At 69.8% G+C, this 11,527-nt stretch carries 12 protein-coding genes; 6 read left to right on the forward strand and 6 right to left on the reverse strand.

The features are described 5' to 3' along the window. Window positions 1-69: 69 nt before the first annotated feature. On the reverse strand, window positions 70-897 hold the full coding sequence (locus tag OU416_RS11115; protein WP_270926808.1) for an isocitrate lyase/PEP mutase family protein: 828 nt from the start codon (window positions 895-897) through the stop codon (window positions 70-72). Between the two features lie 151 nt (window positions 898-1,048). Here OU416_RS11115 and OU416_RS11120 point away from each other — a divergent pair, with 151 nt between their 5' ends. Next, on the forward strand, window positions 1,049-2,014 hold the full coding sequence (locus tag OU416_RS11120) for a hypothetical protein (RefSeq protein ID WP_270926809.1): 966 nt from the start codon (window positions 1,049-1,051) through the stop codon (window positions 2,012-2,014). Window positions 2,015-2,058: 44 nt separating this feature from the next. On the opposite strand, the gene OU416_RS11125 is transcribed toward OU416_RS11120, so the two are convergent. After that, window positions 2,059-3,105, reverse strand: coding sequence for a methyltransferase domain-containing protein (locus OU416_RS11125; RefSeq protein WP_270926810.1), 1,047 nt, complete (start codon window positions 3,103-3,105; stop codon window positions 2,059-2,061). A gap of 281 nt (window positions 3,106-3,386) precedes the next feature. On the opposite strand from OU416_RS11125, the gene OU416_RS11130 reads away from it, so the two are divergent. From OU416_RS11130 to OU416_RS11140, 3 genes are all read left to right on the forward strand, one after another. After that, window positions 3,387-3,800, forward strand: a complete 414-nt coding sequence (locus OU416_RS11130) for a helix-turn-helix domain-containing protein (RefSeq protein ID WP_372907223.1) — start codon at window positions 3,387-3,389, stop codon at window positions 3,798-3,800. Window positions 3,801-3,835: 35 nt separating this feature from the next. Further along, window positions 3,836-4,246, forward strand: coding sequence for a VOC family protein (locus OU416_RS11135; protein ID WP_270926812.1), 411 nt, complete (start codon window positions 3,836-3,838; stop codon window positions 4,244-4,246). A 284-nt stretch (window positions 4,247-4,530) separates the two neighbouring features. After that, window positions 4,531-6,651, forward strand: a complete 2,121-nt coding sequence (locus OU416_RS11140; protein WP_270926813.1) for an ATP-binding protein — start codon at window positions 4,531-4,533, stop codon at window positions 6,649-6,651. Here OU416_RS11140 and OU416_RS11145 read toward each other — a convergent pair whose 3' ends face one another. Together OU416_RS11145 and OU416_RS11150 are read right to left on the reverse strand one after the other, a co-directional pair. Beyond that, window positions 6,652-6,843: a DUF397 domain-containing protein gene (locus OU416_RS11145; RefSeq protein WP_270926814.1), complete on the reverse strand. Its 192-nt coding sequence runs from the start codon at window positions 6,841-6,843 to the stop codon at window positions 6,652-6,654. A gap of 89 nt (window positions 6,844-6,932) precedes the next feature. Then, window positions 6,933-7,628, reverse strand: a complete 696-nt coding sequence (locus OU416_RS11150) for a TetR/AcrR family transcriptional regulator (RefSeq protein ID WP_333779635.1) — start codon at window positions 7,626-7,628, stop codon at window positions 6,933-6,935. A 187-nt stretch (window positions 7,629-7,815) separates the two neighbouring features. Between OU416_RS11150 and OU416_RS11155 the strand changes: the two genes are divergently transcribed. Next, complete coding sequence (locus tag OU416_RS11155; RefSeq protein ID WP_270926816.1) at window positions 7,816-8,145, forward strand: glutaredoxin domain-containing protein; 330 nt, start codon at window positions 7,816-7,818, stop codon at window positions 8,143-8,145. 275 nt (window positions 8,146-8,420) lie between these two features. On the opposite strand, the gene OU416_RS11160 is transcribed toward OU416_RS11155, so the two are convergent. Continuing rightward, window positions 8,421-8,681 (reverse strand): hypothetical protein, encoded by a 261-nt coding sequence (locus tag OU416_RS11160; protein ID WP_270926817.1) that lies wholly within the window; start codon window positions 8,679-8,681, stop codon window positions 8,421-8,423. Between the two features lie 281 nt (window positions 8,682-8,962). Between OU416_RS11160 and OU416_RS11165 the strand changes: the two genes are divergently transcribed. Beyond that, entirely contained in the window at window positions 8,963-10,600 is a 1,638-nt protein-coding gene (locus tag OU416_RS11165) for a putative PEP-binding protein (RefSeq protein WP_270926818.1), read from the forward strand. A 119-nt stretch (window positions 10,601-10,719) separates the two neighbouring features. Here OU416_RS11165 and OU416_RS11170 read toward each other — a convergent pair whose 3' ends face one another. After that, entirely contained in the window at window positions 10,720-11,496 is a 777-nt protein-coding gene (locus tag OU416_RS11170) for an AfsR/SARP family transcriptional regulator (RefSeq protein ID WP_270926819.1), read from the reverse strand. Window positions 11,497-11,527 lie beyond the last annotated feature (31 nt).

Genomic DNA, 11,527 nt, shown 5'->3' on the forward strand with positions numbered 1-11,527 from the left:
GAAGGGCACCTTTCGCCAAGTATGTTGGTGAAAGGTGCCCTTCGCCTTTCACCTGATCGCGTGCCGGGATCAGTTCTGCAGCAGGCGGTTGAGGTCGCGGAAGTCGAGCGCGTCGGCGATCGCTTCGTAGCCGCCGGTGGTCAGGACCTCGCGGATTCCCCGCTGTGCCACGGCGTACGCGGCTTGGGCCAGCGCGGCGCCGATGCTGATGCGCGACGCACCGGCCGCCGCCAGCTCCGCGACCGCCGGGGCGCCCGGACCGGCCAGCACGTTGAGCGGCCGGTCGATGGCGGCCGAGAGCTCGCCGATCACACCGAGGTTCGTGGTGCCCGGCACGAAGATGCCGTCGGCACCGGCATCGACGTAGGCGGCGGCGCGGTCGATCGCATCGCGCAGCCGGTCCGCCGGGTCGTCGTGCACCGGGCGCAGGAACGGATCGGTGCGGGCGTTGATGAACAACGGGATTCCCGCCGCGTCCGCCGCAGACCGGGCGGCCGCGATGCGGGCGACCTGCTCGTCGACCGGCCGCAGCGCGGGACCGGTGCTGTCCTCGATGTTGACGCCGATCGCGCCCGCGTTCAGCACCAGCCGGATGGTCTCGGCGACACCGGCCGGGGTGTCGGCGAACCCGCTCTCGACGTCCGCGGTGACCGGGAGTTCCACCGCTGCGGCGACGCGCGCGATGAGGTCGACGGCGAGCTGCCGGTCGAGCTGGTCGCCATCGGGCGCACCGAGGCTCCAGGCGACACCCGCGCTGGTGGTGGCGACGGCTGCCGCCCCGGCGTCGGCGACCAGCCGTGCGCTGGCCACGTCCCAGGCGTTGGCGAGGACCAGCGGGGCTTCCGCGCGGTGCAGTGCGCGGAACTGCTCCGCCTTGTCGTGCTGGGAGATCGTCATGATCACAGTCAAGCAGGCCCGGCCCTCCCGGGCTCGTGGGTTTCCGACACGTTCAACTCGTCCGGTCGGATGAAGATGGATCTTCGTGGAACCGATCCGGCTCGCGTGCGTCACACCTGGGACGAGCCGATGCCGAGATGGTTTGCGAGGCATGATGAAACCCCTGCTCCGGAAGGTCACCACCGCCGCGCTGAGCGCTGCGCTCCTGCTGAGCACCGCTGCGGTGTCCACGGCGGCGGCGGAAGGCGTTGCCGGCCAGAGCATCGAGTGCGCCTCCGCGGCCAGCGGCCAGGGCCCGTTCTACCCCGGCCCGTCGGCTTCGCACGTCTACGACAAGGCGTTCGGCAAGGGACCGGCGGTGCCGGAGCTGGGCAGCACGACGCCGCAGGGCCTGGCGACCTGGACCGGGTGGGACGGTGCGGGCAAGGACCTGCTGCTGGTCACCTCCTACGGGAAGTCCGGCCAGGACGCGCTGATCATCGGCATCGACCCGAAGACCGGCGAGCACGTCGGCACGGTCGCCATCGCCGAATCGCACGTCGGCGGCATCGCGGTCAGCAAGGGCTGGGCCTTCGTGCAGGGCCGCCCCTCCGGGAGCACGCCGACCATCCGCAAGTACAAGCTCTCCGAGCTGCGGGACGCGCTGAAGAAGAGCGGCACCCCGTACCTCAAGCAGACCGGCGAGGCCCAGAAGGTCACCGCGGCGTCGTTCCTGACCTCCGACGGCGGCACGCTCTACGCGGGCAAGTTCAGCGAAACCGGCCGCGGTTCCATGCAGTCCTACCAGGTCGGCGACGACGGTTCGCTGACCGAGCAGAAGACCTACGAGGTCCCGATGAAGACCCAGGGCCTGATGGTCACCAAGGACCACTTCGTCTACAGCACCTCCTACGGCCGCACCAACCGCAGCAACCTCTACGTGGTCGACAAGGGCGCCACCGACATCGACGTCCCGTCGACCAAGTGCTACCGCGCGCCGAGCATGACCGAGGGCATCGCGCAGTACGGCGACCAGGCCTTCCTGCTGTTCGAGTCGGGCTCCTACCTGTACCCAGATGCCCGCAACGTCATCAAGAACCTGCACAAGGGTGCGGTTTCGGCGGTGACGAACCCCTGACGGAAAACGGCGGCCCGAGCACCCCACGGGCCGCCGTTCTCCTCTCAGGCGCGCAGTCGGACCACCTCCGGGTGCGAGCCGAACAGGCTGACCGGCCGCCGATCCAGCACCGCGAACCCAGCGGATTCCGCGCCTGCCAGGTCGGGTTCCGGCAGCAGCAGGACCGCGTGGCCACCGGGTCGCAGCACGCGGCGCAGTTCCCGCCAGAACCGCGCGGGCTCGCGCGCGAGGACTCCGGCGGGCGGGACTCGGCGGTCCCACGGCGGATTGCTCACCACCAGATCCACCGAGCCGGTTGCCACCGGCAGCCGACCGGCGTCGGCCACCGCCCAGCGCGCGGTGGTGCTCGCGCCGTTAGTGGCCGCCGCGGCCACCGCCCGCGGGTCCCGGTCGCAGCCGATGACGGACAGCGAAGGCCTGCTCAGGACGGCTTCGATCGGGATGGTGCCGGTTCCGCAGCACGGATCGAGCAACCGCGCGCCGTCGAACGGCTCGGCCAGCCGGACCAGGGCAGCGGCCAGCGGGGGGTGCAGGCTCCCGGGCCGGGACACCTGCCGGTACTCCCGCCGGTGCGCCGGACGGGCGCCGATCCGCAGGGCCAGCACGGCTCGATCGTCGACGACCGTGACCCGCCAGGAGCATCCGCCTTCCGGTGGTGCGGCCCCGCCCCGCCTGCTCCGGTACGGGATGCCCAGCGCGGCGCTGAGCGGCGCGCCGACGGCGTCCTCCAAGTCGTACCGGTTGTAGTTGCGCCGCCCGAGGAACGACGCCGTGACGTCCACGTGCGCCGACCGCTCCGGACCCCCGAAGTGCTTCCGCAGGGCCAGCATCCGGCGCGCTGGAACGCTCTCAGCGGCTTCCGCCAGCAGCCGCAGGTCGGCCCGGTGCCTGCCGACACCGGTCAGCTCCGCCGCCACGAGCAGCACGTCGTCCGCGCAGCGCAGTTCCGCGACTCCCGGGCCCGGCTCGGCGCAGTCGAAGAACACCTCGCGGTGCCCGATCCGCCGAACCCGGCCGAAGGACCGGACTTCCGCGGCCACCACGGTTTCCACACCCCGCACCGATCGCGCCACCAGGCGCGCGGCCGTCACAGCGCGACGGCGGTGCCAGGACGTGGTTCAGCTCCGGCGCGCGACGACGCCGGTGCGGAGGAGATCATCCGTTTCTCCCACGTCGCGACCCGGGACGGCGGAGCAGCCGTCCCGCATCACCGGCGAGGGGTTATCCGCAACCCGCCAGCGGTCGCGTCAGAATCGGAAGAAGAACTTCATGGCGGGCACGGTAGTCGCGCGTTCGCAGTCGGTCGACCGATTTTCCGGCGGTGGCCCGGGGTTCCGTCGACGACCGCTCGCCCCGCGCGCCGTGTGCTTGGATGTCGTTCGTGAGCCGCGCGTCCGAGCAGACGAACCGATTGATGCTTCGCGCTCGCGATGCGATGGACCGCTCTTACGCCGAACCGCTGGACGTGCCCGCGCTCGCGCGGATCGCGCACGTCTCGCCGGGGTACTTCAACCGCAGGTTCCGCGCCGTCTTCGGGGAAACTCCGCACCGCTACCTCCAGCGGCGCCGGGTGGAGCGCGCCATGTGGCTGCTGCGCGAGGACGCGCGCAGCGTCACCGAGATCTGCTTCGCGGTCGGCTTCTCCAGCCTCGGCACGTTCAGCCGCACCTTCCACGACATCGTCGGCGTCTCGCCGACCGACTACCGCGAGCGCAACCGCGGCGGCGCGACCGGCGTCCCCACCTGCTTCACGAAGAGCTGGACGCGACCGGTCAGTTCTGGATAAGCACCCGCGCGGTGCCACCGCATAGCGTTGCGGCCATGTTCAACGCGGTGACCCTCTCCCAGATCTACGTGCTCGACCAGGCCGAGGCGTACGACTTCTACGTGGGCAAGCTCGGCCTGGAGGTCGGCAGCGACCAGGACCTCGGCTTCATGCGCTGGCTCACCGTCCACGCGCCCGGCGACCCCGGGCGGCAGGTCCTGCTGGAGCGCCCCGGCCCGCCCGCCATGTCGGAAGAACTCGCCGAGCAGGTGCGCGACCTGATCACGAAGGGCGTCATGGGCGGCTGGCTCGGCCTGACCACCGACGACTGCCAGAAGACCTACGAAACCCTGCTGGCCAAGGGAGTCGAGTTCACCGACGAACCCACGGAACGCCCCTACGGAATCGACTGCGGCCTCCGAGACCCCTTCGGCAACCGAATCCGCTTCACCCAACCGAAGCAGTGACCTGATCGCGGGTGGTCCGAACCCCGGGCCGCCCGCGATCCGGCGAGCTCACCCGCGGCGTGCCGATCAGCTGCGCCGCCCGATCCCAGCGATGCGCATTGGTCCACTTCCTGACGGAGTTCACGAAGTCGACCTAGCGATGCGGTGCGAACACCAAGAACCTGCACAAAGGCGAGGTCGCGGCTGTGTCGAACCCCGGACAGAGAACGGCTGCCCGAGCACCCCCACGGGCTTCGGGCAGTCGTGCCAGGCTAGATGGCGACCTACTGGCTTTGGGGGGAACCGTGCGCGAGAAGTCAGACGGATTCGGCAACGAGTTGGCAGCGCCGGTGACGGGGCCGGTGGTGCAGGCGGGTTCGATCCACGGGAATGTGAACTTCTACGCCACCACCGGTTCTGTGGTGCCACGACAACTTCCCGGCACGATGCGGCATTTCGTGAACCGTGCGGTCGAGCAGGACATGCTGACCACGCTGCTGGCAGGCGTGCGCAGTGATGGTGTGGTTCTGCTGTCGACCATCGACGGCACGGCCGGCGTCGGCAAGTCGGCCCTGGCCGTGCACTGGGCGCACCGGATGCGAGACCGCTTTCCCGATGGCGAGTTGTACGTCAACCTGCGCGGATTCGATCCGATCGCAGAGCCCATGACGTCGAACGAAGCTCTGGGATTCTTCCTCGCAGCGCTGAACATCCCGCCTGAACGCATCCCGTCGAGCGATGACGCCAGAGCTGCGATGTTCCGCAGCATCGTCCACGACAAGCGAATGCTCGTACTCCTGGACAATGCCCGATCAGCTGAGCAAGTACGACCGCTGCTGCCAGGAACGCGAACCTGCTTGGTCGTGGTGACGAGCCGCGATCGGCTCGATGACCTCGCCATCCGGGAAGGCGCCACGCGGTTGACGCTCAAGGTGCTCACCGAGCCGGAGTCCCACGAGTTGCTTGCGCACTACCTGGGTCGTGATCGGATCGCGGAGGAACCGGATGCCGTGGCTGAGATCGTGTCGCACTGCGCTGGACTCCCCCTCGCGTTGGGCGTGGTCGCGGTCCGGGCAGCTGAGTTCGCGGACTTCCCGCTCGACGAACTGGCCGAAGAGCTCCGGAACGAGCGCGAGAGGTTGGATGCCCTGGACTCGGGCGGTGAGACCGGCGTTCGAGCGGTCTTCTCCTGGTCCTACCGCTCCCTCTCCGACGAAGCCGCACGGCTGTTTCGCCTGATGGGCCTCCCGACCGGCCCGGACATCGGCATGGACGCCTTGAGCGCGCTCACCGACCGCACCAGGCGTGACCTCCGACGCCCGCTCGCGGAGCTGCTGAGGGCCAACCTCATCGAACAACCAGAGCGAGGTCGCTACCGGTTCCACGACCTCCTCAGGTCGTACGCGGCGGAATGCGCGACGACCGACGATTCGGCAGAGACTCGCCGCGCAGCCGTTTGTCGCCTGCTCGACTTCTACCTACGCACCAGCGCAGCGGCGGATCAGAGGGCTTGGTTCGCGAGACGATTTCGACCAGTCATGCCTGAATCGGATTTAGCGGGGTTGGCCTTTTCTGAAAAGAAAGGTGCGTTGAAGTGGGCTGAGGGCGAGCGCGCTAACGCAGTAGCTGCCGTCGGGCAGGCGTCAAGCCTTGGATTTCACGAACATGCTTGGCAGATAGCTTACTCCCTAGTTCTTTTCCTGAAGTTGCGCGGCTACATGGATGATTGGAACCAGGTAGTCAGTGTTGGGCTCGCGTCGGCCAGGGCGATCGACAAACGAAGTGCTGAGGGGCAGATGCTTCTCTACCTGGGAGCAGTGCACTACGGGCTCAAGAACTACAGCGAGACCGCACGACTGCAACGAGAGGCGCTAATCGCTTTCGAAGAAGTTGGTGATGAGCATGAGATTGGGAACGTGCTTGTGGCGCTTAGCGAAGTCTATATGGAGCTAGGTGAGTTCGCGGAAGCGAGGTCAGTTCTCCTGCGGGCTCTGGGGCTCGATCAGGACGCATTGGGTCCTTATGGATTGGCATTAGTTCATTCCGGAATGCTGAAATTGGCTAGCAAGACGGTGGACCTTGACGCTGCCTTGTTGCACTACGAGGCTGCTGCGGTCTTGCTCCGGAAAGTTGACGATGAGTTCGGCATAGGTGTACTCATGAACTACCTTGCTCGCGTCTACCTTGACACCGGTAACGCAAGCAAGGCTGCCGAGATCCATCGGCAAGCTGTCGGACTGCGCCGTCGGCTTGGTCACAGGCAGGGGGAAGCAGCAAGTCTGCGCGGGCTCGGGATCGCACTGCGGCAACTCGGAGACGCAGGCGCGGCCCGCAAGGCGTGGCAGCAAGCACAAGTCCTCTTTGCCGATCTCGGTTTGCCGGAAGCCGACGAAGTCCGCGCAGACTTGGACAGCTTGACGGATTGATCACCTGATGGACAGGACAAAGGAAGTCCACTGTCGATGGGTGAAGATCAGGACTCCGCCGTGAGGGTTCTTGCTGTCGCGCACGCCCACTTGTGGTGAGTTCAAGGTGATCTCGACGCAGCCCTGTGAGTTTGTTGAGCGGGTGGACTTGAACCAGTTGGCGTCGGCTATTTCGTTATCTGAATGAGACACCCGTTTATGTTATCTGCTGTTCTACCCGAAAGTCGACGTCGTGGTCGGGCCTCGGGTTCTCCATCACGGTGTTTGGTGGTGATCGCGGCTCAGGCGAAGCCGGTTTCGCGGGTGAGTTCGTGGAGCATCGCTTCGAAGAGGCGGTCGGCGTGCTTGAGGTCGAACGGGAAGCGGCCGAAGACCTCCAGCGCCACGTGGCCGTACAGGCGGACCCACCAGCGCAGCAGGAAGTGCATCACGTCCGGGCGCAGCGCTTCCGGCGGGATCTCGACGCCCGCGGTGGAGAACGCCGCCGCCAGCGACTCCTGGTGGGAGCTCAGGTCCGGCAGCTCGACCGGCAGCACCGCGGGCTCCACCAGGATCGCGCCTTCGGCCAGGAACGGGCCGACGATGCCGAGGAAGACGTCGGCGAAGCGGTCCGGGCGGCGCTGGTCGGCGTCGGCCCGCGGGCTGGCGAAGACCAGCGCGAACTCCTCCGGGTGCGCCAGCGCCCAGCGGCGGAACTCGCGGCACACCGCGAAGATCTTGTCCACGAACTCCGCGCCGACCTCGTCGGAGATCCGGTGCAGCTCCGCCGCCAGGTCGGTGCAGATGTCGTCGCACAGCTGCCGGAGCAGGTCCTCGCGGGATTCGTAGTAGCGGTACAGCGCCGGGGCGGTGATGCCCAGCTCGCGCGCGATGGCCCGCAGGGTGACCGCGTCGCTGCCGCGGTCGACCAGCAGTGCCCGCGCGTGCTGGCGGATGTCCTGTTCGGTGGCGGCGCGGAGTCGCTCGCGCCGAGTCACCCCGGTCAAGTGGCACCTCCTGTGGACGGCCCTAGCGATTGTGGCCCATCCGGGCGCCGGTCCGGGAGCGTTCTTCGCATTCGCACCGGATGCCGCGCAACGGCGAATGATCCCGGCGTCCGCCGCGTTGCAGCTCGTGGGCAGACTGATCGGGCCCGCAGCAGTGACCAGCGAACTTGGAGGCAACATGACCGCCGGAGTGCAGGAAGTCGTCGTCTACACCCGCCCGGGCTGCCCCTTCTGCACCTCGCTGCGCGCCGGCCTGCGGCGGCAGGGGCTGGAGTTCACCGAGGTGAACATCTGGGAGGACGCGGAGGCGGCGGCGATCGTGCGCGGCATCGCCGACGGCAACGAGACCGTGCCGACCGTGGTCGTCGGCGAGTGGCAGGCGGTCAACCCGTCGGCGAGCAGCGTGCTGGACGCGGTCGCCGAGCACGCCCCGGACCTGGTGCCGGAGTCGAAGCCCGGGCTGATCGACGGCGCGCTGAAGGCGGTCGGGCTGCGCAAGGAGCACTGACCCGGGACACACCGAGGGCCGACCGCACGGGGGGCGTTGCGGTCGGCCCTTGGGTGGTTGCGATCGTCGGTGGCGCGATACCGACGAGCAGCAACCTGTTCAGTCTGACGCCGGACAATGCGGAAAAGATCCGCATCTGGTCGCAAGTTAGCTCGAACGGTGGACCCCCGGAAGCTCCACAGTGGCCGCCGGAACGACGAACGGCCCGCTCTCCTCGATCGAGGTGAACGGGCCGCTCGGGTTCTAATCGGCGTTGTCTCGTCGGCATCGGTCGGTCAGTCCGCCGCCCGGGCCGCCCCGGTGCCGGCGATCGGGGAGTGCTCCGGGCGGGCCTGGCTGGTGTCGACGGTCTCCCCCGCGGTCGGGGGAGCCCAGTCGGGCCACTCGCCCGTCGGCGGCGGGAGCGTCGTGGCGGAGTCGGAGGTCTCCGCGCCGTCCGGGAGCTGCGCGGCGAAGAGGCTGCGGATCGCGGCCAGCGGCTCGGCGAACCAGTCGGTCGTCGGGGTCGGGTCGAGGATCTGAGTGCTCGTTGCCATGCCCCACAGCCTGGTGTTCGGGGGGTATTTGCGGGATCCGTACCTCTACTCAGTTGTTACTCATCGGTAATCAGCGTGCTGCGACGTTCGGGTGACGTAAGAACCACTGAGGTCACCGCGCGTGGGTGCGCCCGCGACCGCGTCGCGCCGAACGGTGTAGCGGTGCCTACGATCGCCGCAGAGGACGTTCTGACGCGCTGTGTTGGGCGGGCGTTCCCGCCCGCGCCGGAGTGCGTCGATGCGGCTTATGCAGAAGGCTTCGGAAAGGTATGGTCTAGACCATGTCGCGTTTGACTGGTGTCGGAGTCAGCTCCGGCCGCGCCTCGGGGCCGGTCGCCCGGGTCGCCGATCCACTGCCCGAACCGCCCGCCACTCCCGCGCCGACCGATCCGTCCGCCGAGGCCGCGCGCATCCGCCCCGCCGCCGACGCCGTGGCCGAGCAGCTGTTCCAGCGCGCCGCGCGCGTCGAGGGCGACGCGAAGGCGGTCCTGGAGACCACCGCCGCGATGGCGATGGACCCGGCGCTGATCTCGCAAGCCGAACAACAGGTCACCACCCGCTCGCTGCCCGCCGCGCGCGCGGTCTTCGAAGCCGCGAACGGGTTCGCCGACGCGCTGCGCGCGGCCGGTGGCTACATGGCCGAACGAGCTCGCGACGTCCAGGACGTGCGGGACCGGATCATCGCCGAACTGCACGGCGTGACACCGCCCGGAGTGCCCGAGCTGGAGCGCCCGAGCGTGCTGCTGGCCCGCGACCTCGCCCCCGCCGACACCGCCGACCTCGACCCGGCGCTGGTGCTCGCGCTGGTCACCGAGGAGGGCGGCCCGACCAGCCACACCGCGATCCTGGCGCGCGCGCTGGGCATCCCGGCCGTGGTCGCGGTGCGCGGCGTGCTCGGCTCCCCGGACGCGATCGGTGCCGTCGTCGACGGTGACAGCGGTGCGGTCGAGCTCAGCGAGCAGGACGTCCCGGTGCAGGCCGCCGAGCGGGCCGCGGCCGTCGAGTGGAACGGCGTCGGCGAGACCGCGGACGGCGAGCCGGTCAAGGTCGTCGCCAACGTCGGGTCGGGCGCGGACGCGAGCGCGGCGGCAGCGGCCGGTGCGCAGGGCGTCGGCTTGTTTCGCACCGAGTTCTGCTACCTGGCCGCCGACGACGAACCGGGCGTCGAGACCCAGCGCGCGGCGTACCACGAGGTGCTAGCGCCGTTCGCGGGCAAGCCCGTCGTCGTGCGCACCCTCGACGCCGGTGCGGACAAGCCGCTGGCGTTCCTGGACATGGGCGACGAGCCGAACCCGGCGCTCGGCGTGCGCGGCCTGCGGGTCGCCTTCGACCGGCCGGAGGTGCTGGACCGGCAGCTGACCGCCATCGCGGGGGCGGCCGCCGACTCCGGCGCGGAGGTCTCGGTGATGGCGCCGATGGTCGCCACCGCGGCGGAAGCCGCCTGGTTCGCCGAGCGGGTCCGCGCGGCCGGGCTGTCCCGGGCCGGCGTGATGATCGAGATCCCGGCGGCCGCGCTGAGCGCCCGGGAGATCCTGGCGGCCGTCGACTTCGTCAGCATCGGCACCAACGACCTGGCCCAGTACGTCTTCGCCGCGGACCGGATGGCCGGTGCGCTCGCCGAGCTCAACGACCCGTGGCAGCCCGCGCTGCTGCGCCTGATCGAGATGATCGGCCGGGCCGGGCGCGAGCTGGGCAAGCCGGTCGGGGTGTGCGGTGAGGCGGCGTCCGACCCGCTGCTGGCCGGCGTGCTGGCGGGCCTCGGCGCGACCAGCCTGTCGATGGCGGGGGCGGCGGTCCCCGCGGTCGGCGCGGCCCTGGCCGAGCACCCGATGGCGACCTTCCAGAAGGCGGCGGAAGCGGCCCTCGCCGCGGCCGACCCGGCCAAGGCCCGCGAAGCCGTCCGAACCGCCCTGGCATAACCCGACCGGGTGGGGCGGGGCGGCAGTTTTGCCGGAAACTGGCACCCCGCCTCGCCCGGACTGTCCGGTCGGTTTCAGGCAAAACTGCCGCACGCCCCGCCCAAGGACGACGGAGCGGTTCAGGCGGGGCTGGCGAGGACCGGGCGGACCAGGTCGCGGAGGTGGTCCGAGGGGCGGATGCCCAGCTCGCGGTGCAGGAGGCTCTCGTAGCGGCGGTAGTGGCGGACCGCTTGCGCCGGGTTCGCCTGCTGGAGGAGGACCTTGACCACCGCGCAGTGCGCCGTCTCGCGGAACGGCTCCACCTGGGTCGCCGCCTGCGCGATCTCCAGGGCGCTGGCCAGGTGCCGGGACTGCACCAGCCGCTCGGCCGCGACCTCCAGCGCGTGCACCTGGAGCTGCTGCAGGCGCTCCCGCTCGGTGAGCACCCAGTCGTCGTACCAGCCCGGCAGCAGCGGTTCGTGGCCCGCCAGGTCGCGGCCGATCTCCGCGCAGTCGGCCGGGGAATCGCCCGAACCGTCCGCCAGCAGGTAGCGCCCCGCGGCGACCAGGCCGTCGATGTCCAGCGAGACCAGCGGTGCCAGCTCGATCTCGTGCTGCGTGCTGATCAGCGCGCCCCCGGCCCGCTGGCGCACCCGCCACAGCGTGGTCCGCAGGTTGGCCAGCGCGTTCTGGTCGTCGCTCTCCGGCCACAGGATGCCCGCGGCGTAGTCGCGCTGGGTGCGTCCGCGCAGTGCGAGCAGTGCGAGCAGGCGCTGTCCGCTGCTGGACATCGCCACCGCCTCGCCGCCCGCCTGCAGCTCCCAGCCGCCCAGCAGCGTCAGCCGGAACGGCTGATCGGGCTGCGCTGGCGTGCGCGTCCGTCGGCGTTCCGCCTGCTGCACCGTGCCACCGCTCATCGTTCCCCCCTCGACCGGACTGAAACGGGCC

This window comes from Saccharopolyspora indica, assembly GCF_027853965.1.
Classification (GTDB): Bacteria; Actinomycetota; Actinomycetes; order Mycobacteriales; family Pseudonocardiaceae; genus Saccharopolyspora; species Saccharopolyspora indica.

Coding starts and splice junctions, on each gene's coding strand:
- OU416_RS11115 (WP_270926808.1), bottom strand. CDS start 897: ATGACGATCTCCCAGCACGACAAGGCGGAGCAGTTCCGCGCACTGCAC.
- OU416_RS11120 (WP_270926809.1), top strand. CDS start 1,049: ATGATGAAACCCCTGCTCCGGAAGGTCACCACCGCCGCGCTGAGCGCT.
- OU416_RS11130 (WP_372907223.1), top strand. CDS start 3,387: ATGTCGTTCGTGAGCCGCGCGTCCGAGCAGACGAACCGATTGATGCTT.
- OU416_RS11135 (WP_270926812.1), top strand. CDS start 3,836: ATGTTCAACGCGGTGACCCTCTCCCAGATCTACGTGCTCGACCAGGCC.
- OU416_RS11155 (WP_270926816.1), top strand. CDS start 7,816: ATGACCGCCGGAGTGCAGGAAGTCGTCGTCTACACCCGCCCGGGCTGC.
- OU416_RS11160 (WP_270926817.1), bottom strand. CDS start 8,681: ATGGCAACGAGCACTCAGATCCTCGACCCGACCCCGACGACCGACTGG.
- OU416_RS11165 (WP_270926818.1), top strand. CDS start 8,963: ATGTCGCGTTTGACTGGTGTCGGAGTCAGCTCCGGCCGCGCCTCGGGG.
- OU416_RS11170 (WP_270926819.1), bottom strand. CDS start 11,496: ATGAGCGGTGGCACGGTGCAGCAGGCGGAACGCCGACGGACGCGCACG.